At 58.7% G+C, this 24,499-nt stretch carries 19 protein-coding genes and 2 tRNA genes; 7 read left to right on the forward strand and 14 right to left on the reverse strand.

All coding sequences use genetic code 11. The features are described from left to right. The first annotated feature begins 155 nt into the window (after positions 1-155). The 7 genes from panB (at position 156) to BLU48_RS23565 (ending at position 10,726) form a co-directional block, all read left to right on the forward strand. Complete coding sequence (gene panB, locus BLU48_RS23535) at positions 156-956, forward strand: 3-methyl-2-oxobutanoate hydroxymethyltransferase (RefSeq protein WP_057025016.1); 801 nt, start codon at positions 156-158, stop codon at positions 954-956. Next, a complete protein-coding gene (panC, locus tag BLU48_RS23540) occupies positions 953-1,804 on the forward strand; it encodes a pantoate--beta-alanine ligase (RefSeq protein WP_057025017.1) in 852 nt (283 codons plus the stop codon). The genes panB and panC overlap by 4 nt, the downstream gene beginning before the upstream one ends. A 224-nt stretch (positions 1,805-2,028) precedes the next feature. Then, on the forward strand, positions 2,029-3,693 hold the full coding sequence (pgi, locus tag BLU48_RS23545) for a glucose-6-phosphate isomerase (protein WP_057012759.1): 1,665 nt from the start codon (positions 2,029-2,031) through the stop codon (positions 3,691-3,693). Positions 3,694-3,796: 103 nt separating this feature from the next. Next, positions 3,797-5,734, forward strand: a complete 1,938-nt coding sequence (gene acs / locus BLU48_RS23550) for an acetate--CoA ligase (protein ID WP_057025018.1) — start codon at positions 3,797-3,799, stop codon at positions 5,732-5,734. Between the two features lie 16 nt (positions 5,735-5,750). Beyond that, positions 5,751-6,620, forward strand: coding sequence for an oxygenase MpaB family protein (locus BLU48_RS23555; RefSeq protein ID WP_057025019.1), 870 nt, complete (start codon positions 5,751-5,753; stop codon positions 6,618-6,620). Positions 6,621-6,688: 68 nt separating this feature from the next. Continuing rightward, entirely contained in the window at positions 6,689-7,705 is a 1,017-nt protein-coding gene (locus BLU48_RS23560) for a class I SAM-dependent rRNA methyltransferase (protein WP_057025020.1), read from the forward strand. Positions 7,706-7,792: 87 nt separating this feature from the next. Then, positions 7,793-10,726 carry a DUF748 domain-containing protein gene (locus tag BLU48_RS23565; RefSeq protein WP_057025021.1) on the forward strand — a complete coding sequence of 978 codons (2,934 nt, stop codon included), beginning with the start codon at positions 7,793-7,795 and terminating at the stop codon, positions 10,724-10,726. A 324-nt stretch (positions 10,727-11,050) separates the two neighbouring features. Here the strand turns inward: BLU48_RS23565 and BLU48_RS23570 are convergent, their stop codons facing one another. From BLU48_RS23570 to folP, 14 genes are all read right to left on the reverse strand, one after another. Continuing rightward, a complete protein-coding gene (locus BLU48_RS23570; protein ID WP_043051762.1) occupies positions 11,051-11,671 on the reverse strand; it encodes a BON domain-containing protein in 621 nt (206 codons plus the stop codon). Between the two features lie 294 nt (positions 11,672-11,965). After that, positions 11,966-14,071 (reverse strand): polyribonucleotide nucleotidyltransferase, encoded by a 2,106-nt coding sequence (pnp, locus tag BLU48_RS23575; protein ID WP_017528788.1) that lies wholly within the window; start codon positions 14,069-14,071, stop codon positions 11,966-11,968. A gap of 197 nt (positions 14,072-14,268) precedes the next feature. Then, complete coding sequence (gene rpsO, locus BLU48_RS23580) at positions 14,269-14,538, reverse strand: 30S ribosomal protein S15 (protein WP_003176135.1); 270 nt, start codon at positions 14,536-14,538, stop codon at positions 14,269-14,271. A 114-nt stretch (positions 14,539-14,652) separates the two neighbouring features. Next, positions 14,653-15,570: a tRNA pseudouridine(55) synthase TruB gene (gene truB, locus BLU48_RS23585; protein ID WP_034117853.1), complete on the reverse strand. Its 918-nt coding sequence runs from the start codon at positions 15,568-15,570 to the stop codon at positions 14,653-14,655. A 3-nt stretch (positions 15,571-15,573) separates the two neighbouring features. Then, positions 15,574-15,969 carry a 30S ribosome-binding factor RbfA gene (gene rbfA / locus BLU48_RS23590; protein WP_003176137.1) on the reverse strand — a complete coding sequence of 132 codons (396 nt, stop codon included), beginning with the start codon at positions 15,967-15,969 and terminating at the stop codon, positions 15,574-15,576. A gap of 159 nt (positions 15,970-16,128) precedes the next feature. Further along, on the reverse strand, positions 16,129-18,645 hold the full coding sequence (gene infB, locus BLU48_RS23595; RefSeq protein WP_046069550.1) for a translation initiation factor IF-2: 2,517 nt from the start codon (positions 18,643-18,645) through the stop codon (positions 16,129-16,131). A gap of 27 nt (positions 18,646-18,672) precedes the next feature. Next, entirely contained in the window at positions 18,673-20,154 is a 1,482-nt protein-coding gene (nusA, locus tag BLU48_RS23600; RefSeq protein ID WP_043051766.1) for a transcription termination factor NusA, read from the reverse strand. 47 nt (positions 20,155-20,201) lie between these two features. Then, positions 20,202-20,660 carry a ribosome maturation factor RimP gene (rimP, locus tag BLU48_RS23605; RefSeq protein WP_032862957.1) on the reverse strand — a complete coding sequence of 153 codons (459 nt, stop codon included), beginning with the start codon at positions 20,658-20,660 and terminating at the stop codon, positions 20,202-20,204. A gap of 140 nt (positions 20,661-20,800) precedes the next feature. Continuing rightward, a tRNA-Met gene (locus BLU48_RS23610) sits at positions 20,801-20,877 on the reverse strand. Positions 20,878-20,973: 96 nt separating this feature from the next. Beyond that, positions 20,974-21,059 (reverse strand) — tRNA-Leu (locus BLU48_RS23615). A gap of 21 nt (positions 21,060-21,080) precedes the next feature. Further along, positions 21,081-21,464, reverse strand: coding sequence for a preprotein translocase subunit SecG (gene secG, locus BLU48_RS23620; protein WP_003194191.1), 384 nt, complete (start codon positions 21,462-21,464; stop codon positions 21,081-21,083). 4 nt (positions 21,465-21,468) lie between these two features. Further along, complete coding sequence (gene tpiA / locus BLU48_RS23625; protein ID WP_003194193.1) at positions 21,469-22,224, reverse strand: triose-phosphate isomerase; 756 nt, start codon at positions 22,222-22,224, stop codon at positions 21,469-21,471. Positions 22,225-22,290: 66 nt separating this feature from the next. Then, positions 22,291-23,628, reverse strand: coding sequence for a phosphoglucosamine mutase (glmM, locus tag BLU48_RS23630; protein ID WP_043051840.1), 1,338 nt, complete (start codon positions 23,626-23,628; stop codon positions 22,291-22,293). A gap of 16 nt (positions 23,629-23,644) precedes the next feature. Next, positions 23,645-24,496: a dihydropteroate synthase gene (gene folP, locus BLU48_RS23635; protein WP_057025022.1), complete on the reverse strand. Its 852-nt coding sequence runs from the start codon at positions 24,494-24,496 to the stop codon at positions 23,645-23,647. Positions 24,497-24,499 lie beyond the last annotated feature (3 nt).

Consider the following 24,499-nt stretch of genomic DNA (forward strand, 5'->3'; position numbering starts at 1 on the left):
TCCTCACGACTATAGGCGTCCCGCTGCCGCCAACCCGGCGCTACAGGGCGCAATTCAGGCCTTATAAGCACTGCTTTCAAGACAGTGCGCCTGTATAAACGAAGACTCACGCGCGTTACTCGCTGTTTCCAAGCGCCTGAACGAGGACCCTTTTCATGCCAGACATTACCCTGACCACCTTGCAGAGCCTCAAGCTCAAGGGTGAAAAAATCACCATGCTGACTTGCTATGACGCCACCTTTGCCAACGCCTGTTGCCAGGCCGGGGTTGAAGTATTGTTGGTAGGCGATTCCCTGGGCATGGTTCTTCAAGGGAATGACAGCACCCTGCCCGTGACCACGGATGAACTTGCCTACCATACCGCCAGCGTCAAGCGTGGCAACGACGGCGCCTTGATCATCGCCGACCTGCCGTTCATGGGGTACGCCACGCTGGAGCAAACCTTCCAGAACGCCGGCAAGCTGATGCAAGCCGGCGCCCACATGATTAAGGTCGAAGGCGCCGTGTGGCTGGCCGAGTCGATCCGGCTGCTGGCTGAACGCGGTGTACCGGTATGCGCGCACATGGGCCTGACACCACAGTCAGTGAACATCCTCGGCGGCTACAAGGTACAAGGCCGCAATGAAGCCCAGGCGCGCCAGATGCGCGCCGACGCAATCGCCCTGGAACAAGCCGGTGCCGCGATGATTGTGCTGGAGTGCGTGCCCAGCGAACTGGCCGCAGAAATCACCCAGGCCGTCAAAGTGCCGGTGATCGGCATCGGCGCCGGTTCCGCCACCGATGGCCAGGTGCTGGTACTGCACGACATGCTCGGCCTGTCGATGACCGGTCACGTACCGAAGTTCGTGAAGAACTTCATGGCCGGCCAGACCAGCATCCACGCTGCGCTGAGCGCTTACGTAGGCGAGGTCAAAGCCGTCACCTTCCCGGGCATCGAACACGGGTTCTCGGCATGAACACCGTTAAAACCCTGCGTGAACTGCGCGCCGCGGTTACCCACGCCCGCAGCGCCGGCAAGCGCATCGGCTTCGTGCCCACCATGGGCAATCTGCACAGCGGCCACGCAACCCTGGTGACCAAGGCCGCGCAGCAAGCGGATTTCGTGGTGGCGAGCATTTTCGTCAACCCGCTGCAATTCGGTGCCGGCGAAGACCTGGACAAATACCCGCGCACGCTGGCCGCCGATCAGGAAAAACTCCTGCAAGCCGGCTGCAACCTGCTGTTCGCGCCTACCGTCGAGGAAATGTACCCAGGTGGCATGACCGGCCAGACCCGCGTCAGCGTTCCACAGCTGTCCGAAGGCTTGTGTGGTGCCAGCCGCCCAGGGCATTTCGAAGGCGTGGCCACGGTGGTCAGCAAGCTGTTCAACATGGTCCAGCCGGACATCGCCGTATTTGGTCAGAAGGATTACCAGCAACTGGCGGTGATCCGCGCCATGGTCCATGACCTGAACATGCCGATCCAGATCATCGGCGAACCCACCGTACGCGCAGAGGATGGCCTGGCGCTGTCATCGCGCAATGGTTACCTCACCGAGGAGCAACGCGCCGTCGCGCCGGTGCTGTATCGCGCCCTCAACCAGATAGCCACGGCCATCAAAAGCGGAGAGCGTGATTTCGCCAAGCTGCGCGCCGAACAGATCCAGCACATTGAGAAAGCCGGGTTGCGCATGGATTATCTGGAAGTACGCCAAGGTGTGCACCTGCGTCCGGCCACGGCGCAAGACCGTGATGTGGTGATCCTGGTCGCTGCTTATTTAGGCACGACACGCCTGATTGATAACCTGCACCTGAATCTCGCCTGACCCTCTTTAATCCACAACCTGTTGCCCCCACCGCCGTGCCGGTATAAAAAAGTACCGGCCACAGCGCAGACAAAGCCAAGACATATCGACACGCTAGGTTTAATGTAATCGCCCTGCGCTACGGTTAGCGCTGTCTGGAACCCAATCCTTGATATAAGACTGGATGTTCCGGGTTTTGAAGTGTCCTAAAGGCAGTCCCTGTAATAAAAAGGAAACCCGCAGCGATGGCGTACTACCGCACCCCTCATGACGTTACCGCGCTGCCCGCCTGGCAAGCGCTTACCCAACATCGCCAAGCCATGCAGGATTTCAGCATGCGCGACGCGTTCAATGCCGATCCCCAGCGTTTTTCCCAGTTCACCCTGAGCAGCTGCGGACTTTTCCTCGATTACTCGAAAAACCTGATCACCAGCGAAACCCGCGACCTGCTGGTGGGCCTGGCCAAGGAAGTGAACCTCAAAGGCGCGATCGATGCGTTGTACGCCGGCGAGCCGGTCAACTCCTCCGAAGGCCGCCCTGCCCTGCACACTGCCCTGCGCCGCCCGGTGGGCGACAAGCTGTCGGTCAACGGTGTGAACATCATGCCGGACGTGCACAAGGTGCTGAACCAGATCACCGACCTGGTCGGCCGCATCCACGACGGGTTGTGGCGTGGCTACACCGAGAAGCCGATCACCGACGTGGTGAATATCGGTATCGGTGGCTCGTTCCTCGGCCCGGAGCTGGTCTCCGAAGCCCTGCTGTCCTACGCCCATAAAGGCGTGCGCTGCCACTACCTGGCGAACATCGATGGCAGCGAGTTCCACGAGCTGACCATGAAGCTGCGCGCCGAGACCACGCTGTTCATCGTCTCGTCGAAATCCTTCAACACCCTCGAAACCCTGAAGAACGCCCAGGCTGCTCGTGCCTGGTACCTGGCCCAAGGCGGCTCGGAGGCCGAGCTGTATCGCCACTTCATCGCCGTTTCCAGCAACAACGCCGCGGCCGTGGCCTTCGGGATTCGCGAAGAAAACATCTTCCCGATGTGGGACTGGGTCGGCGGGCGTTACTCGCTGTGGTCCGCCATCGGCTTGCCAATTGCCCTGGCCATCGGCATGTCCAACTTCAAGGAACTGCTGTCCGGTGCCTACACCATGGACCAGCATTTCCAGAACGCTCCGTTCGAAGACAACATGCCGGTACTACTGGGCTTGCTCGGCGTGTGGTACGGCAACTTCTGGGGGGCGCAGAGCCATGCGATCCTGCCGTACGACCATTACCTGCGTAACATCACCAAGCATTTGCAACAGCTGGACATGGAATCCAATGGCAAGAGCGTGCGCCAGGATGGCACGCCGGTGTCCACCGATACCGGTCCGGTGATCTGGGGCGGCGTAGGCTGCAACGGGCAACACGCTTACCACCAGTTGCTGCACCAGGGGACCCAACTGATCCCGGCCGACTTCATCGTGCCGATCGTCAGCTTCAACCCGGTATCCGACCACCATCAGTGGCTATACGCCAACTGCCTGTCCCAGAGCCAGGCGCTGATGCTCGGCAAGACCCGCAGCGAAGCCGAAGCCGAGCTGCGTGAGAAGGGCCTGCCGGAAGCCGAGGTGCAGAAGCTGGCACCGCACAAGGTGATCCCGGGCAACCGTCCGAGTAACACCATCGTGGTCGAACGCATCAGCCCTCGTCGCCTCGGCGCGCTGGTGGCGATGTATGAGCACAAGGTGTTCGTGCAAAGCGTCATCTGGGGCATCAACGCCTTCGACCAATGGGGCGTGGAACTTGGCAAGGAGCTGGGCAAGGGCGTGTACAACCGTCTGACCGGCGCCGAAGAAACCTTGGCAGATGATGCCTCGACCCAGGGCCTGATCAACTACTTCCGCGGTCGCCACCGCGGCTGAAGCTTGTCTCAAGGCCAACGTGCGTTTGGACGTTGGCCTTGAACCCACCTGCCACAGGGTGCATCTTTATTACTTGTCGCAAAAACAAGAATAAGGATCGCTCATGTTCGATATCAGCACGTTCCCCGCCGCCGATGCCGTCCGCCGGGCTGCGCAACTCAGTCAAGAGGACTACCAGCGCCTCTATCGCCAATCCATCGAACAGCCGGACACCTTCTGGGCCGAACAGGCCAAGGGCTTTCTCGACTGGATGACTCCATGGCACAGCGTCCAGCAGTCAGACATCAAGACCGGCGCCGCCCAATGGTTTGCCGGCGGCCAACTGAATGTCAGCTACAACTGCATCGACCGTCACCTGGCAAAGCGCGCCGATCAGCCGGCCTTTATCTGGGAAGGCGACGATCCGACAGAGTCCTGCAAAATCACCTACCGCCAGCTTCATCAAAACGTTAGTCGCCTGGCCAATGTGTTGAAAAGCCGTGGCGTGAAAAAAGGCGACCGCGTGTGCATCTACATGCCAATGATTCCGGAAGCGGCCTACGCCATGCTGGCCTGTACGCGAATTGGCGCGGTGCACTCGGTGGTGTTTGGCGGTTTTTCACCTGACGCCCTGCGTGACCGTATTCTCGACGCCGATTGCCGTACGGTGATTACCGCCGACGAAGGCGTACGCGGGGGCAAGCCCGTGGCGTTGAAGCAGAACGTCGATAAAGCCCTGGCCAGTTGTCCGGATGTCAGTACTGTAGTGGTGGTGGAGCGCACCGGGGCCAGCGTGAACTGGAACGATGGCCGCGACCTCAAGTATCAGGCCGCCCTGGAAGCCGCCAGCGACAACTGCCCGCCCGAGCCGATGGATGCCGAAGATCCACTGTTCATCCTCTATACCTCCGGTAGCACCGGCAAACCCAAGGGTGTACTGCACACCACCGGCGGCTACCTGCTGCAAGCAGCGATGACCTTCAAGTATGTGCTCGATTACCAAGAGGGCGAAGTGTTCTGGTGCACCGCCGATGTCGGCTGGGTCACCGGCCACAGCTACATTGTCTATGGCCCGCTGGCCAATGGCGCGACCTCGCTGATGTTCGAAGGCGTGCCAAGTTACCCGGACAGCTCGCGGTTCTGGCAGGTGATCGACAAGCACCAAGTGAATATTTTCTATACCGCGCCCACCGCGTTGCGCGCCCTGATGCGTGAAGGCCACGGTCCGTTGGAGAGTAGCTCCCGCGCCAGCCTGCGCCTGCTCGGCAGCGTCGGTGAGCCCATCAACCCGGAGGCCTGGGACTGGTATTTCAACGCGGTCGGCGAACAACGCTGCCCGATTGTCGATACCTGGTGGCAGACCGAAACCGGCGGCATCATGCTCAGCCCGCTGGTCAGCGCCCAGCGCATCAAGCCTGGATGCGCCACCCAGCCAATGTTCGGCGTACAGCCGGTGCTGCTGGATGAGCAGGGCAAGGAAATCAGCGGCGCCGGCAGCGGCGTGCTGGCGATCAAGGCCAGTTGGCCTGGGCAGATTCGCAGCGTCTATGGCGACCCGCAACGCATGATCGACACCTACTTCAAACCCTATCCCGGCTACTACTTCACCGGCGACGGCGCGCGACGCGATGAAGACGGTGACTACTGGATCACAGGGCGAATCGACGATGTGATCAACGTATCGGGCCATCGCATCGGCACTGCCGAGGTGGAGAGCGCCTTGGTGCTGCATGACCAAATCGCCGAAGCCGCTGTGGTCGGCTACCCCCACGACGTCAAAGGCCAGGGCATCTATGCCTTTGTGACCCCAATGAACGGTGTCGAGCCCAGCGATGCGTTGAGAAAACACCTGCTGGACCTGGTCAGCAAGGAAATCGGCAGCTTTGCCAAGCCAGAACTGATCCAATGGGCGCCTGCCCTGCCGAAAACCCGCTCCGGCAAGATCATGCGGCGCATCTTGCGCAAGATCGCCTGCAACGAACTGGACAGCTTGGGAGATACCTCGACCCTGGCCGACCCGAGCGTCGTAGACGGTTTGATCGACAAGCGCCTGAACCGATAGGAACCCCCGAGTCGCCATGGAATTTATCCGCAGCCGTATCGAAACCCAGTTGATGAGCCTGACGGGTTTGTCACTGGGCCAACTAGACCTGGAGAACCCCAAGGGCGATCCGGGACTGTTCGGGCCCGACTCGGTCAGTTGGCAAGTGCATGGCGACTTCAGCAGCATGCTGATCGGCGGCATCAGTGCCTTGATGCTGCAAGCCTTGCACCCACTGGCCCTGGCCGGCGTATGGGACCATTCGAACTTCCGCCAGGACATGCTCGGGCGCTTGCGACGAACCTCGCAGTTCATTTCCGGCACCACCTTCGGCTCACGCAAGGATGCAGAGTGGCTGATCGAAAAAGTGCGCACCATTCACCTGCAGGTGGTCGGCCACGCGCCGGATGGGCGACCTTATGCGGCCAGCGATCCCGAGCTGCTGACCTGGGTGCATGTGGCCGAGGTGAGCAACTTTCTGGCCGCTCACCTGCGTTATCGCAACCCACGGCTTTCGGGTCGCGACCAGGATCGCTACTACAGCGAAATTGCCCTGGTCGCTGAACGCCTGGGCGCGCGGCATGTGCCACGTTCACGCCAGGAAATTTCGGATTATCTGGTGCGTATCCGCCCACAACTGCTGTGCGACGAGCGCAGCCGTGAGGTGCTGCGCCTACTGCTCGAGGCGCCTGCCCCGAGCACCTTGGCCAAACCCTTCGGCAGCCTGATGATGCAGGCCGGAATCGACCTGCTGCCCGACTGGGCAAGCGCGATGCTCGACCAACAGCAGAGCCCGCTGCAACGCCAGATGATCCGCGCCGGGGTCAAGCACAGTGCGCCACTGCTGCGCTGGGCGATGCGCAACGGTTCGGTGCAGCGCGCCCATCGGCGGATGGGGCTGATGTAGGTAGCGGCCCATAGCTGTTAAACTCCGCGCCCACAATGCCCTCATTTACCGCAAGCAAGGCGCGCTCCATGACTCCCTTGAATCAGGCGCTGCGCGCCGCCCTCGATTATCGCCAAGACCTGATCAACCAACTGCACGCCCAGGGTACGGACTGCTATCGGTTGTTCCACGGCAGTCAGGAAGGTGCCGGTGGCCTGACCATCGATCGCTACGGTCCGCAATTGCTGGTGCAGAGCTTCCACCAGTCCCTGGAAAGCGCAGACCTGCTGGACCTGCACCAGATGATCAACCAGCACATGGGCCTGGAATTGCTGCTGGTATACAACGACCGCGCCCGCGGTAACTCGCGCATCGACCGCGAAGACACGGTGTACCGCGCAGCGCCCGCGGCACTGGAAGACCTGGTAGGCCACGAATGGGGCCTCAACTACCGTGTGCGTGGGCGTCATGCCGGACAAGACCCCCTGCTGTTCCTCGACCTGCGCAATACCCGTGGCTGGGTCAAGGACCACAGTGCCGGTAAAAGCGTGCTGAACCTGTTCGCCTACACCTGTGGCGTAGGCTTAAGCGCGGCGGCAGGCGGGGCACGCGAGGTATGCAACCTGGACTTTGCCGAAGGCAACCTGGCGGTTGGGCGTGAAAACGGCCTGCTCAACCCGCAGTTGCCAGCAATGGATTTTGTGCAGTCTGATTACTTCCCGGCGATTCGCCAACTGGCGGGCCTGCCGATCACCCAGCGTCGCGGCCAGAAATTGCCGAGTTATCCACGCCTGGAACAGCGCCAATATGACCTGGTACTCCTCGACCCTCCCGCCTGGGCCAAGAGCGCCTTCGGCACCGTCGACTTGCTGCGCGACTATCAGAGCCTGCTCAAGCCCGCACTGCTGGCCACCGCCGACAATGGCGTGCTGATTTGCTGCAACAACCTGGCGAAGGTCAGCATGGATGACTGGCGCGAGCAGGTGCTGCGTTGCGCAGAAAAAGCCGGCCGCCCTGTGCGTGACTGGCAAATCATGACACCCGGAGCCGACTTTCCATCCAGAGATCAGCAACCGCCATTGAAGACCTTGATCCTGCATTTGTAGGAAGTTTCCCAGCGCCCACGGTTCTTCGGAACCGAATTCCCGTGCCATACTCCAAGGCACTCTCGTTTGACATAGATGGCGTCACCCATGCCCAAAGGATTGATTCGCGCCGCAGGCGCCTTGTTGACCGCCCTTGCTTTGTACAGCTTGCTGGGCTTTCTGATCTTACCGGGCATCGCCCTTCGCATTGCCAACCAACAGTTGGCCAACTACGCCACGGTGCCGGCGCGAATCGAGCGCATCGAGCTCAACCCGTTCAGCCTCGAACTGACACTGTGGGGCCTGAAGATCGGTGAGCCGGGCAAAGAACAAGTGGGTTTCGAGCGCTTCTACGCCAACCTGCAAGTGGACAGTCTCTGGACCCGCGCCCTGCACCTGGCCGATGTGCAACTGGACCAGCCCAAGACCGAACTGCTGTTCGACAAATCCGGCCAACTTAACCTGGCGCAGTTGTTCAAGCTGCCACCGAGCGAGCCGACCCCGGCCGATCCCGATGCCAAGCCGTTCCCACTGCGTATCGACAACATCAAGCTGGCGGGCGGCAATCTGCACTTCCAGGACCTGCGCCCCAGCGAACCCATCGAATTTCTCTACGACAAACTCGACTTCGAGCTGAAAAACCTCAGCACCTTGCCCGAAGACAACGCCGACATGACCCTGGTCGCCGCGGGCCCTGATGGTGGGCAGATCGACTGGAAAGGTAATTTCAGCCTGGTGCCGATCACATCCGAAGGCACCTTGAAAGTCACCGACGGCAAGATGAAAGCTTGGTGGCCCTATGTACGTGACGCCTTGCCCTTGGTGCTGGAAGACGGTGTGCTCAACTTCAGCACCGACTATAAATTCAGCCTGGCCAGAGAAACCGAACTGAACCTGACCAACACCGCCGCCAGCATCGCGCCCTTCGCGATCAAAGCGCCGGATGGCCGGCCATTGGCCCGCCTGGAGCGCCTGGACGTCAGCGAAACCACGGTAGACCTGGCCAAGCAGCAGGTGGTTGTCGGCAAGATTCGCAGCAACAAGCTGGAAACCTGGGCGGCCCGTGAAGCCGATGGGCAGTTGGATTGGCAGAAACTGTTCGCCAGCCAGCCGAGCAAACCAGCCACGACACCGGAACCAGCCACTGCGCCGGCCACTGCCGATGCCCCTCAGGCACCACCGGCAGCCGCGAATAAACCCTGGCAAGTGCTGCTCAAGGATGTGCAACTGCGTAACTACCAGGTGCACCTGGCCGACCGCCAGGCCCAGCCTGCGGTCGCGCTGGAGCTGGGCCCATTGAATGTCGACGTACAGAACTTCGACAGCCTCAACCAGAGCCCTTTCAGCCTGAAAGTCGACACCGGCCTGGGCAAGCAAGGCAAGATCCAGGCTACTGGTGAGGTTAACCTCAACCCCGTCAGCGCCAAGCTGAAAGTGACCACCCAGGACATCGATCTGCGGGTTGCCCAGTCTTATATCAGCCCGTTTATTCGCCTGGAACTGCGCAGCGGCATGCTGGGCAGCAACCTGGATGTGAACCTCAAAAGCACCGAGCCCCTGGCCCTCCAAGTCACCGGCCGCGCCCAGGTTGATCAGTTGCATACCCTGGACACCCTCAAGACCCGCGACTTCCTCAAGTGGCAGCGCCTGGTGCTGGAGGGCGTGAACTACCAGCACGGCCAAAGCCTGTCGATCGACAAGGTCAACCTGCTGCAACCGTATGCGCGCTTCATGATCAACGACGATCGCACCACCAACATCGATGACTTGCTGGTCCCACAACCGGCAGACAGTGGCAATAAGTCGGCCGCCAAACCCGCAGCCAGCAACGAGAAGCCACTGGGCATTCATATCGGCCAGATCGCGATCAACGATGGTTCTGCCAACTTTGCCGACTTCAGCCTCACCCCCAACTTCGCCACCGCGATCCAACAGCTCAACGGCCAGATTGGCACCATCGACAGCCGCCAGGCCAAGCCGGCCAGCGTCGACATCAAGGGTAAGGTGGACCGCTACGCGCCGGTGACCATCAAAGGCAGCGTGAACCCGTTTGATCCGATGGCGTCGCTGGATATCGCTACCAGCTTCAAGCGTGTCGAGTTGACTAACCTGACGCCTTACTCAGGCAAGTTCGCAGGTTTCCGTATCCGCAAGGGCCGTTTGAATCTCGACTTGCACTACGTGATCATCAAGGGCCAGTTGAAGGCTGAAAACAAAGTGGTGGTCGAGCAACTGCAACTGGGTGAAAAAGTTGACAGCTCCGACGCGGTGGACTTGCCGATTCGCCTGGCGGTTGCCCTGCTCAAGGACTCCGATGGCAAGATTTCCATCGAACTGCCGGTGAGTGGCGACCTGAACAACCCGCAATTCAGCGTGATGCCGATTGTGTGGCAGACCCTGCGTAACCTCGTAGTACGGGCAGCAACAGCGCCGTTCAAGTTTATCGGTGGGCTGGTGACCGGTGGCGGCTCGGAAGACCTGGGTAATGTGTCGTTCGCCGCCGGCTCCAGTGAGCTGAACAAAGATGCCGAAGGCGCTTTGAACACCCTGGCCAAGGCGTTGAAAGAGCGCCCTACCCTGCGCCTGGAAATCGAAGGTACGGCTGCCGCAAGCAGCGACGGGCCGTTCCTGGCCGCACAACGGCTGGAGCGTGAATACCAATACAACTACTACAAGATCCTCCAGCGCCGTGGCGACAAAGTCCCGGCCCAGGCCTCATTGCTGGAGGTACCAGAGAAGGAAAAGGCACCTTTGCTGGAAGGCATCTACCGCACCCGCTTGAAACAGCAGCCACCGGCCGAATGGAAAGACCTGGGCAGCGATGAGCGCACGGCGAAGCTCAAGGACGGCGTGATCAAATTCTGGAGCGCCAATGATGTGCTGTTACGCAAACTGGGCCAGGACCGCGCCAGCACGATCAAGGATTACCTGGTGGACAAGGGACAGCTGGAAGACGACCGGGTGTACTTTATTGATGCGCAGCTGGGGCAAGCCGAGAAAGATGGTCGTGTCATCACCCCAATGCATCTGGATGCTGAGTAACGAAAAACTTGGCATAAAACTGAATGTGGGAGGGGCGGTGCGACGATTCGACTTGCCCCCGATAGCGGTACCTCAGTCAATTACATATTGACTGTCACACCGCTATCGGGAGCAAGTTGAATCGTCGCACCGCCCCTCCCACGCTTTTATTCCGTGCCTGGCCGCAAGTCATTGCGCCCCAGAAATAGAACAGGCCCCGACACAAGTGCCGGGGCCTGTAATGACCACATCCGTGTGGTCGGTCGCATGAACTCCAGAGGTGCATCGGGTGGATATCTAACTCACCCTAAGCCGCCGCCGTCTAGTTCAGACGAAAAGAGCGCGTTACTCTGCTTTCAGGCCATCGGCCGATACAGCTTTAACGCCTTTGATTTTCTTGGCAATTGCCACTGCGGTTTCTTTCTGCGATGCAGTTACAGCAGTCGCGGACGACAGGGAAACCACACCTTTATTGGTCTCTACCTTGATATCAGTACCAGGAATACCTTTCTCGGTCACCAGGTCAGCCTTCACTTTAGTAGTGATCCAAGTGTCGCTGGTCGCGCCTTTGGCATCAGCAGCAGCACCTTTGGTTTTATCAATACCGTCAGCTTTGGTAGCGCCGCCAGCCAGCAGGCCGTCAGCAGAAACAGCAGTTACGCCTTTGATTTTCTTGGTAATGGCTACAGCGGTCGCTTTCTGCGAGTCGGAGATAGCTACGTCGGAAGAAAGGGAAACCACGCCTTTGTTGGTTTCTACCTTGATGTCCGAACCAGGAATGCCTTTTTCAGTCAGCAGATCAGCTTTTACTTTAGTGGTGATCCAGGTATCCGAGGTGGACTCTTTGGCCTTGGTCATTTCACCAGCCGCCAGAGTCATAGGGGCTTGGGAAGTCTGAGCAAAGGCCACGCTAGCACCCATGGCCAGGGTCAGAGCGGTAGCAGTAGCGAGAGCGAACTTCTTCATACGAGTAACTCCTGTTTTATTAAAAGTCTGCAGTGTGTAAACCTTGATGCTGCAGCGTTAACAGGGATAGTGCAGACGGCGTGCCAAGTCAAAAACGCGGCATAAACTCTTATAAATCAACGAGTTAAAAAAACACCCAATTTTCGAAATCGTGCAACTTGCATGAAACCCGCCACACCTGCATGCAAGTTGCGGTTTTTGGCGGTTGGCTAAATGGCTGATTTTGCTTAATTTTCCAGCACCCATAAAAAAAGGACTCCGAAGAGTCCCTTTTCCAGCCTGAACTACGAGTGATTAAACGCCCGAAGCCTTGGCTGCTGCTACGTCCTTGATGGACAGCTTGATACGGCCGCGGTTGTCCACGTCCAGTACCAGCACTTCGACTTCCTGGCCTTCTTTCAGAATGTCGGTCACTTTCTCAACGCGAGCGTCGCTCAACATGGAGATGTGAACCAGACCATCCTTGCCCGGCAGGATGTTGACGAATGCGCCGAAGTCGACGATGCGCTCAACCTTGCCGACGTAGATCTTGCCGATCTCGGCCTCAGCGGTGATGCCCAGGACGCGCTGGCGTGCAGCTTCAGCCGCTTCCTTGGTTTCGCCGAAGATCTTGATCGAGCCGTCGTCTTCGATGTCGATCGAAGCCTTGGTCTCTTCACAGATCGCACGAATGGTCGCGCCGCCTTTACCGATAACATCACGGATTTTGTCGGTATCGATTTTCATCGCGATCATGGTCGGAGCATTTTCCGACAGTTCGGTACGGGACTGACCAATGATCTGGTTCATCTGGCCGAGGATGTTCAGGCGCGCTTCCAGGGCTTGGCCCAGGGCGATTTCCATGATCTCTTCGGTGATGCCCTTGATCTTGATGTCCATCTGCAGCGCGGTAACACCTTTAGCGGTACCGGCTACTTTGAAGTCCATGTCGCCCAAGTGGTCTTCGTCACCCAGGATGTCGGTCAGGATGGCGAACTTCTCGCCTTCTTTGACCAGGCCCATGGCGATACCGGCAACCGGTGCCTTCATCGGCACACCCGCGTCCATCAGCGCCAGGGAAGCACCGCAGACCGAAGCCATGGAGCTGGAACCGTTGGACTCGGTGATTTCCGATACCACACGGATGGTGTACGGGAACACGTCGGCGGCCGGCAGCATGGCCTGGACCGAACGGCGGGCCAGACGGCCGTGACCGATTTCGCGACGACCAGCACCACCCATGCGACCACACTCGCCTACCGAGAACGGTGGGAAGTTGTAGTGCAGCATGAACGGGTCTTTTTTCTCGCCTTCCAGGGTGTCCAGCAGCTGTGCGTCACGGGCAGTACCCAGAGTCGCAACCACCAGGGCCTGGGTTTCGCCACGGGTGAACAGCGCCGAACCGTGAGTCTTCGGCAGAACGCCGACTTCGATGTTCAGCGGACGCACGGTGCGAGTGTCGCGACCGTCGATACGCGGCTTGCCGTTAACGATGTTTTCGCGAACGGTGCGATATTCGATTTCACCGAATGCAGCTTTGACGTCGCTGGCGGAAGGCTGGCCTTCTTCACCGGACAGCTTGGCTACAACCTGATCCTTCAGCTCGCCCAGGCGAGCGTAACGGTCGGCCTTGACAGTGATGGTGTAGGCGTCGGAGATGGCAGCGCCGAACTCGGAGCGGATCGCGCCCAGCAGCTCGGTGGCTTCCGGGGCAGCAGCCCAGGTCCAGGTCGGCTTGGCAGCTTCGGCAGCCAGTTCGGTGACAGCCTTGATAACAGCCTGGAATTCGTCGTGGGCAAACAGTACAGCGCCCAGCATCTGGTCTTCGGTCAGCTCTTTGGCTTCCGATTCAACCATCAGTACGGCTTCCGAGGTACCGGCAACGACCATGTCCAGGCTCGACGCCTTCAGTTGCTCGTAAGTCGGGTTCAGCAGGTAGCCGGTGCTTTCGTGGAAAGCAACGCGCGCCGCGCCGATCGGGCCATCGAAAGGAATGCCCGAGATGGCCAGGGCAGCCGAGGTACCGATCATCGCAGCGATGTCCGGATCGGTTTTCTTGCTGGTGGAAACCACGGTGCAGACGACCTGCACTTCGTTCATGAAGCCTTCTGGGAACAGCGGACGGATCGGGCGATCGATCAGTCGGGAAGTCAGGGTTTCTTTCTCGGAAGGACGGCCTTCGCGCTTGAAGAAACCGCCAGGGATCTTACCGGCAGCGTAAGTCTTTTCCTGGTAGTGAACGGACAGAGGGAAGAAGCCTTTGCTCGGGTCAGCGGTCTTGGCGCCAACAACGGTCACCAGTACGGTAACGTCGTCGTCAACGGTAACCAGCACTGCGCCGGAGGCTTGACGGGCGATACGGCCTGTCTCGAGGGTAACGGTCGACTGACCGAACTGGAATTTTTTGATAACCGGGTTCACGGTGTCCTACCTTCTTTGTGGCTCTTGGGGGAACTTGTCTTCTTGCGAAATTCTTGGGCAATGTCGGGAATCGGCCCAACCCTTGTCCAGGGGGTAAAACGTGTATCCAGATAAAACTTGAGGCTGGGAGCCTACCATGGGCCAGCGAGAATCCCACTGACACACGGCAGACAACCAACCTCTAGCGCAATCGCTGATTAGCGACGCAGACCCAGGCGACCGATCAGAGCCTGATAACGACCCAGATCCTTGCCTTTCAGGTAGTCCAGCAGCTTACGGCGCTGGTTTACCATGCGGATCAGACCACGACGGGAGTGGTGATCTTTACCGTTGGCCTTGAAGTGACCTTGCAGCTTGTTGATGTTGTGGGTCAGCAGTGCAACCTGCACTTCTGGCGAACCAGTGTCACCAACAGCCTGCTGATAGTCAGCTACGATTTGTGCTTTTTCTTGAACGTCGAGAGCCATGAGGCAATCCTTTTTTCAGGAAACTACCCAAGGGTAGTTTCAACAGGCCAGGGACAAATCCCTGTATCTAAAAATGAGAAGTGACCATGCCTGTTAACAGCCACCCTCGTTCGGTCATTCTGACCGAATCAGTCGACGCGGCGCGATACGCCCGTCTTCGCTCACTTCACCGATACCGATGAAGCGACCGTTATGATCCTGTACGCGCACCATGCCGAACTTCGGGGCATCCGGGGCGCGTACCGGCTGGCCGTTGAGCCAGTAGAACGCGCTGTGCTCCGAGAAGTGCAGCAATGGCCAATCGAGCAAACCGCTGTCCGATGGCATCAGGAAGCGATCAACCGCTTCGTTGCCGCCTTCGGCGTGCACGGCTTCCAACTCTTCCAGCGTCACCGTCTGGGCCAGGCTGAAAGGGCCGGCCTGGGTGCGTCGCAGTTCTGCAACGTACGCGCCGCAACCGAGCTTTTCACCGATATCTTCCACCAGGGTACGGATATAGGTGCCTTTGCTGCAGTCAACGGCCAAACGGGCAGTGTCGCCTTCACAGGCGAGCAATTCCAAGCGCGCAATAGTAACAGAACGCGGTTCACGCTCCACTACTTCGCCCGCACGCGCCAGCTTGTAAAGTGGCTGTCCATCCCGCTTGAGGGCCGAGTACATCGGTGGTATCTGACTGATTTCCCCACGAAAAGCGGGTAAAGCAGCTTCGATATCAGCACGACCAACGGTCACGTCGCGAACCTGCAGAACATCACCTTCGGCGTCGGCCGTGGTGGTGGTCTTGCCCAATTGCATCAGGGTTTCATAGCCCTTGTCGGAATCGAGCAGGTATTGGGAGAACTTGGTGGCCTCGCCAAAGCACAACGGCAGCACGCCGGTGGCCAGCGGATCAAGGCTACCGGTGTGCCCTGCCTTCTCGGCATTGAGCAACCAGCGGACCTTCTGCAGCGCGGCATTGGAGGTAAAGCCAATAGGCTTGTCGAGCAGAATGATGCCGCTGACGTTGCGACGGATACGTTTGACCTGAGCCACCGCTTACTCCTTGGCGTCTTCAGGTGTGGACGGGTGCTGGCTGTCTTCAGCAACGGCGCGCTCGATCAATGCCGACAGGTGCGCCCCACGCACGACGCTTTCGTCGTAGTGGAAGTGCAACTGGGGGACGCTACGCAGCTTCATTTCACGGGCCAACTGCATGCGCAGGAAACCTGCGGCCGAGTTGAGCACCTTGATGCTTTGTGCGATTTCTTCGCTGTTGTCCTGCCCCATCACGGTGATGAAGATCTTGGCGTGACCTACGTCACGGCTCACTTCAACGGCGGTGATGGTGACCAGGCCAACGCGAGGGTCTTTGACTTCGCGACGGATCAGTTGGGCCAGCTCACGCTGCATCTGATCGCCGATACGCTGGGTACGGCTGTATTCTTTTGCCATGTCTTGTTACCTGTTACTGCCACACGGTGAAACCCGTGGGGTCTGAAAGCGGCAAACGCCCGGCCTGACAAAAGCCAGACCGGGCGTTGCGTTTAGAGTCCTGACGCTGCGCGGGGCATTTGCATGCCCACACGCGGCGTGGCTCCTGAAGTGCGCGAGTTAGAGGCTGCGAGCAACCTGAACCTTCTCGAAGACTTCGATCTTGTCGCCAACCTTGACGTCGTTGTAGCTCTTGACGCCGATACCGCATTCCATGCCGGCACGCACTTCGGCAGCGTCATCCTTGAAGCGGCGCAGGGATTCCAGCTCGCCTTCGAAGATAACGATGTCTTCACGCAGTACACGGATTGGACGGTTACGGTATACGGTGCCTTCGACAACCATGCAGCCGGCAATCGCGCCGAACTTCGGCGAGCGGAACACGTCACGCACCTCGGCGATACCCAGGATATTCTCCCGGACGTCGCTGCCAAGCATGCCGGTAAGGGCTTTCTTGACGTCTTCGATGATGTCGTAGATGACGTTGTAGTAACGCATGTCCAGGCCTTCCTGCTCGACGATCTTGCGAGCGCCAGCATCGGCACGCACGTTGAAGCCGAACAGTACAGCGTTGGAAGCCAGTGCCAGGTTGGCGTCGGATTCGGTGATACCACCGACACCGCCACCGACAACGCGCACTTGCACTTCGTCGTTACCCAGGCCATTCAAGGCGCCGTTCAACGCTTCGAGGGAACCACGAACGTCAGACTTGAGGACGATGTTAAGCGTCTTCTTCTCTTCCTGGCCCATGTTCTCGAAGATATTTTCCAGCTTGCCGGCGTGAGCACGGGCCAGCTTGACTTCGCGGAACTTGCCTTGACGGAACAGAGCCACTTCACGGGCTTTCTTCTCGTCGGCAACTACACTCATCTCGTCGCCAGCGTCCGGGGTACCGTCCAGGCCGAGGATCTCGACCGGGATAGCTGGACCTGCTTCCTTGATTGGCTTGCCGTTCTCGTCGAGCATGGCACGTACACGGCCGTAGTTCGAACCGACCAGCACCATATCGCCTTGGCGCAGAGTACCGTCTTGAACCAGCACGGTTGCAACCGGGCCACGGCCCTTGTCGAGACGGGATTCAACCACGACACCACGGCCAGGAGCCGATGGAGTAGCAGTCAATTCCAGGACTTCGGCTTGCAACAGAACCGCTTCGAGCAGTTCGTCAACGCCGGTACCCATCTTCGCCGAGACTGATACGAATGGAGTCTCGCCACCCCACTCCTCGGAAGTCACGCCGTGAACCGACAGCTCGCTACGGATGCGATCAAGATCAGCGCCCGGCTTGTCGATTTTGTTCACGGCAACGACCAGAGGAACACCGGCAGCCTTCGCGTGCTGGACCGCTTCAATGGTCTGCGGCATTACGCCGTCGTCCGCTGCAACGACCAGGATCACGATGTCGGTCGCCTTGGCACCACGGGCACGCATTGCGGTAAACGCGGCGTGACCCGGGGTGTCGAGGAAGGTGACCATACCGCGTTCGGTTTCAACGTGGTACGCACCGATGTGCTGGGTGATACCACCGGCTTCGCCAGCGGCTACCTTGGCACGACGGATGTAGTCGAGCAGGGAAGTCTTACCGTGGTCAACGTGGCCCATTACGGTCACGACTGGTGCACGGGAGACTGCCTCACCTTCAAACTTCAGGGACTCGGCCAGGGAATCTTCCAGGGCGGTGTCGCTGACCAGGGTCACTTTGTGGCCCAATTCCTCAGCCACAAGCTGGGCAGTTTCCTGGTCCAGTACCTGGTTGATGGTGGCCGGAGTGCCCAGCTTGAACATGAACTTGATGATTTCAGCAGCCTTGACCGACATCTGCTGGGCCAGATCGCCCACAGTGATGGTCTCGCCGATCTTCACTTCACGCACGACAGGGCCGGTTGGGCTCTGGAAACCGTGGGCGTTGCGTTTTTTCAGCTTGGCCTTGCCGCGTCCACCACGACGGAAGCCATCGCTTTCTTCGTCGGTAGTACGTGGGGCAACGCGTGGAGCAGGCGCCTTCTCTTTGACCGAAGCACGATGCGGAGCGTTTTTGCGCTCGCCATCGCCACCACCACCGCGACGACTGTTATCGTCGGCACGGGGTTTGTCTGGACGACGAGGTTCGTCGCGCTTGCGGGCATCTGCTGCAGGAGCAGGTGCAGCGGCAACCGGGGCGGCCTCACGCACAGCTTCAACAGGGGCGGCGACCGCTTCAGTGGCAGCTGGTTGCGCAGCAGCAGGCTGGCGACGCGCTTCTTCTTCGGCGCGACGCTTGGCTTCTTCTTCAGCCTTCTGACGAGCAGCATTTTCTACTGCGCGACGTTCTTCCAGTTCGCGTTTGCGCTCGGCTTCGATTTCTTCCGGGCTGCGCTGTACGAAGACTTTCTTCTTGCGCACTTCAACGCTGATGCTCTTGCTACCCGCAACACGCAGGGTGCTGGTGGTTTTGCGCTGCAATGTAATCTTGCGCGGTTCTTCCACTTTCGCCTTGTGGCTGCTCTTCAAGTGAGTCAGCAAAGACTGCTTCTCACTATCGCTCACACCTTCATCGGCGGCGGTGTGCGGCAGACCTGCCTCACGCATCTGCTGCAACAGGCGCTCTACCGGTGTTTTGACCTCATCGGCCAGTTGTTTCACCGTGACTTGCGTCATGCACTTCTCTCCTCAGGCCGCGCCTAATTACTCGAACCAATGGGCTCGGGCGGCCATGATCAACTTGCCGGCACGATCATCGTCAATGCCGTCGATGTCGAGCAGATCGTCAATAGACTGCTCGGCCAGGTCTTCGCGGGTAATTACGCCGCGCACCGCCAGTTCCATCGCCAAATCCTTGTCCATACCCTCAAGCGAGAGCAGGTCTTCGGCCGGATGGGCGTCTGCCAGCTTTTCCTCAGTAGCGATGGCTTTAGTCAACAAACGATCCTTGGCCCGAGCGCGAAGCTCGTTGACGGTGTCTTCGTCAAAGCCGTCGATGTTGAGCATTTCTTCCAACGGTACGTAGGCAATCTCTTCCAGGCTGGTGAAGCCTTCATCTACCAGCACCTGCGCCAGGTCTTCATCGACTTCCAGCTCTTCGATGAAGTTGCGCAGGATGTCACCGGTTTCAGCTTGCTGCTTAGCCTGGATGTCCGATTCGGTCATCACGTTCAGGGTCCAACCGGTCAGTTGGCTGGCCAGACGCACGTTCTGACCACCACGACCAATGGCCTGAGCCAGATTGTCTGCGCCAACGGCGATGTCCATCGCATGGGCATCCTCGTCAACGATAATTGCCGCCACTTCAGCCGGCGACATCGCATTGATCACAAATTGCGCAGGGTTATCGTCCCACAGGACGATGTCTACACGCTCACCGCCCAATTCGCCCGACACTGCCTGGACGCGCGAACCGCGCATACCGATGCAGGCGCCTTGCGGATCAATGCGCTTGTCCTTGGAGCGGACCGCGATCTTGGCACGCGAACCCGGGTCCCGGGATGCAGCCATGACTTCGATCAGACCTTCGGCGATTTCCGGCACTTCGATACGGAACAGCTCGATCAGCATTTCCGGCGCGGTACGCGACAGGATCAACTGAGGGCCGCGGTTCTCGGTGCGGATTTCCTTGAGCAGCGCACGCAGACGCACGCCAACACGGAAGGTTTCGCGAGAGATGATGTCTTCACGGGCCAGCAACGCTTCCGCATTGTTACCCAGGTCGACGATCACGTTGTCGCGGGTGACTTTTTTCACGGTGCCGGAGATGATTTCCCCCAGGCGCTCACGATAGGCGTCAACGACTTGAGCGCGCTCGGCTTCGCGAACCTTCTGCACGATGACCTGCTTGGCAGTCTGTGCAGCAATACGGCCGAATTCGATCGATTCGATCTTTTCTTCGACGACATCACCGACCTGGGCACCAGGGTGCGTCTGCGCAACCTTGCTCGGCCAGGTTTCGATGGCCGGATCATCAAGATCGGCTTCTTCGACGACCGTCCAGCGACGGAAGGTCTCATAGGCACCGGTGTGGCGGTTGATTTCCACACGCAGATCAACTTCATCTTCAAAACGCTTTTTGGTAGCAGTGGCCAGGGCCAGCTCCAGCGCTTCAAAAATCACGTTTGCCGGTACGCCCTTTTCATTGGATACCGACTCAACAACCAGCAGTACTTCTTTGCTCATCGTACGCCTCGCCTTTCGCAAGCCATTGGATCCGCGGGATCCGCGTCTCAGTCAAAACTGGGAATAATGTTGGCCTTGTCGATCATATCGATCGGCAACAGGAACTCATGGTCTTCTACCTGCACCACGACATCCTGTTCTTCTACACCGCGCAGAAGGCCCTGAAAGTTGCGTCGCCCTTCGAACGGGGAGCGCAGCTTGATCTTCACTTGTTCACCGACATATTTAGCAAACTGCTCGATAGTGAACAGTGGGCGTTCCATGCCTGGCGAGGAAACTTCGAGGGTGTATTCAACGGCGATTGGATCTTCAACATCCAGCACACCGCTGATCTGACGGCTGACAATGGCACAATCGTCGACCAGCACGCCGCCCTCTTTATCGATATAAACGCGCAACATTGAGTGGCGACCTTGAGCCGAAAACTCAATACCCCAGCATTCATAGCCTAGGGCCACGACCACCGGGGCCAGCAAGGCCTGCAACTCTTCTAGCTTGCTCGACACCTGAACCCCCTCGTGCATGTATGTGCATGCTGTGCAAAATAAAAAAATGGGCGAAACGCCCATCCTTGAAACGCCGTCGAACAGCGGCGTTGAAAGTGTCCAGCTAACAAAAAGCCCCTTAAAAGGGGCTCCGCTAAAACTGGTTGCGGGGGCCGGATTTGAACCGACGACCTTCGGGTTATGAGCCCGACGAGCTACCAGACTGCTCCACCCCGCGACAAAGCTGGGGCGGAAGTATACGACCGATCCCTTACAGGGTCAATGTAACCTTCCACCTACAAGAAAGCCCGCAACAGCGGGCTCTCCTGATAATTGGTACCGAGAAGGGGACTCGAACCCCTACACCCTATGGGCACAACCACCTCAAGGTTGCGTGTCTACCAATTCCACCACCTCGGCAATACAGCGTTTACAACCTTCTTACTTCTGCTCTTGAGCTGGAGGCACGTCAGTCGCTGGAGTAGCCGACTTTTGCTCTTGAAGCACCGGGACATCATCAGAAGCCGGTTTTGCTTTTGGTACTTCCAACACTGCTGGGTTTGGGAGACCTACTTGAGTCAGCACATGAGCCTTCTCTTTAGCAAAGTAACCTAACCCCAAGCTGGTTATGAAGAAACCGGCGGCAAGTATAGCAGTAAACTTACTAAGAAAGGTAGAGGAACCTTGGCTTCCGAACACAGTATTTGAAGCACCTGCACCGAAAGACGCACCAGCATCCGCACCTTTACCCTGTTGCAACAAAACCAGAGCAACTACGCTCAGGGCAGCCAACAGATGAAAAACGACTACGACTGTTTCCAGCATTTTTTCAGTTTCCCGCGGCGCGACAGATCGCACCGAACTCATCTGCATTCAGGGAGGCTCCACCAATGAGCCCCCCATCGATATCCGGCATGCCGAACAGTTCGACCGCATTGGCCGCCTTCACGCTGCCGCCGTATAGAAGCCGCACACCTTGTGCGACCTCAGAATTCTCTGCCGCCAACTGCGCGCGAATGGCTGCATGCACATCCTGCGCCTGTTGCGGTGTAGCAGTCAGCCCGGTACCAATGGCCCAGACCGGCTCGTAAGCAATGACTGCCTTTGCAAACGCACCAACACCCAGCTCCTCAATGATGCTGCCCAGCTGACGCGAGACAACTTCAAGAGTCTTGCCCGACTCGCGCTGCTCCAGGGTCTCCCCTATGCACAACACTGGAATCAAGCCACAAGCCTGTGCCGCTGCGAACTTGCGGTTGAGTGTCCCATCACGCTCGCCCATCATCTGACGACGCTCGGAGTGCCCGACCAGCACATAGGAACAACCCGCATCCACCAACTGACTTGGCGAAATCTCGCCAGTCAACGCACCTTGCATGGGCTCCACCGCAGAGTTCTGCGCGCCGACCTGAATCGACTTACCTTTCAAGCCGTCAACCACTTGGTTGATATGCAAGCAAGGCGGGAACACCGCGACATCAACACCGCTAGGCAAGGCCAAGTGACGAAGGCCGTTGATCAGCTCAGCGACACTGGCGCGGGTACCGTGCATCTTCCAGTTACCAGCTACCATAGTGCGACGCATGCTGTACCTCGTCGGTCAAAGTGGGCGCAGATGTTACCCAACCACATCATCACTGGCAAGCCGAATTCAGGCGCAAACTTCAGTTACCAGTTTTGCCAGGTCTTCGGCATGGCCGCGAACCTGGGTTTCGTCCTCGCCTTCGACCATGACGCGCACCAGAGGCTCTGTGCCGGACTTGCGCAATAACACACGCCCACGCCCAGCCATTGCCTGGGTCACACGCTCGCAAGCCTCTTTGACTGCCGGGTGCTCGATTGGGTTTTCGCCACCGGCAAAACGCACGTTTAGAAGCACTTGCGGGCATTTGCGCAGGGCTTGGCGTGCCTGGGCCAGGCTCTCTTCACGACGACGCAAGGCCAGCAAAACCTGCAACGCGGCGATGATCGCGTCGCCAGTGGTGGTGTGCTGGAAGCAAACAACATGCCCCGAATTCTCCCCACCGACCAGCCAATTACGTTCCAGCAACTCGGCGATCACATAACGATCACCAACATTGGCACGAATAAAGGGGATACCCAGTTCTGCCAGCGCCAGTTCGAGCCCGAGATTACTCATCAAGGTACCAACTACACCACCGTGCAGCTTGTTACGCTCATGCAGGTCACGAGCAATGATGAACAGCAGGTCATCACCATCCACGATCATGCCGGTGTGATCCACCATCAGGACCCGGTCGCCATCGCCGTCGAAAGCGATGCCCAGATCTGCGTGCTCGGCCAGGACCGCCGCCTGCAGCTGCTCCATGTGGGTGGAGCCACAGTTATCGTTGATGTTCAAGCCATTAGGCTGTGCGGAAAGCACCGTGACCTGCGCGCCCAACTCCTTGAAGACGCTCGGCGCTACCTTGTAGGTCGCACCATGGGCGCAATCGACGACGATCTTCAACCCGGCAAAATTGGTACTGCTTGGAACGCTACTTTTGCAGAATTCGATATAACGCCCGGATGCGTCATTAATACGCGACACCTTGCCTAGCTTACTGGATTCAACCACCGTCATCGGCGCATCCAGCAACTCTTCGATCATCAGTTCGATCTCGTCAGGCAGCTTGGTGCCCTGCCCGGAAAAGAACTTGATGCCATTGTCATCATGAGGGTTATGAGAGGCACTGATTACAATCCCAGCCTCAGCGTGGAACGTGCGCGTCAGATATGCGATCGCCGGTGTGGGCATAGGCCCCAGCAGCATCACATCGGCTCCGGCGGCCGACAAGCCGGCCTCCAGCGCTGACTCAAACATGTAACCCGAGATACGGGTATCTTTGCCTACCAGGATGCGACAAGCGCCCATGCTGCGGAACGCCATGCCTGCCGCCCAGCCCAGCTTGAGCATGAAATCAGGAGTAATCGGAAATTCGCCGACCCGACCACGAATACCGTCGGTGCCAAAATATTTTTTAGTCATAAGTGCTCCATCATTCTTATTCGGCTGATTCTACAGCAGCGAGCATGCGCACCACATCGACCGTTTCGGCGACATCATGCACACGCAAAATACGTGCGCCCTTGGTCACGGCAAGCGCCGCAAGCGCCAGGCCGCCATACAAACGCTCACCCACCGGGCGATTCAAGGCGAGCCCGATCATGCTCTTGCGCGAGACGCCGACCAACAGCGGGCGACCAAGGGCATGCAGGGCATCCATGTGTTTGAACAGGCTCAAATTGTGCTCCAAGGTCTTGGCGAAGCCAAATCCCGGATCAAGGATGATCTTCTCAGGTGCAATTCCCACAGCCACGCACCGGGCCATCCTGTCAGCAAGAAACTCACTTACTTCGCCGACCAGGTCGTTGTAGTGCGGATTATCCTGCATATTGCCGGGCTCACCCAGCATATGCATCAGACACACAGGCAGGCCGGTCGCTGCGGCGGCATCAAGGGCACCATCACGTCGCAACGAACGTACGTCGTTGATAAGTCCCGCCCCCAGACGAGCAGTTTCGCGCATCACCGCCGGAGTGGAAGTGTCCACCGAGATAATCACATCCAGCTCGCGGGCGATGCGCTCGACAACCGGCGCCACTCGCTCCAACTCTTCCAATGGCGAAACAACACGAGCGCCAGGCCGTGTCGATTCACCACCGACATCAATCAAAGTCGCGCCAGCGGCCACCATCGCCTCGGCGTGGCGCAACGCAGCATCTACCTGGCTGAAACGGCCGCCATCGGAAAAGGAATCAGGGGTTACATTGAGAATGCCCATGACATGTGTATGGGCCAAATCAAGAACCCGGTTGCCGCAAGGCAACCGGGTAGAGGACAACGCAGAAGTCATTTC

It is taken from the genome of Pseudomonas synxantha (assembly GCF_900105675.1).
GTDB lineage: Bacteria > Pseudomonadota > Gammaproteobacteria > Pseudomonadales > Pseudomonadaceae > Aquipseudomonas > Aquipseudomonas synxantha.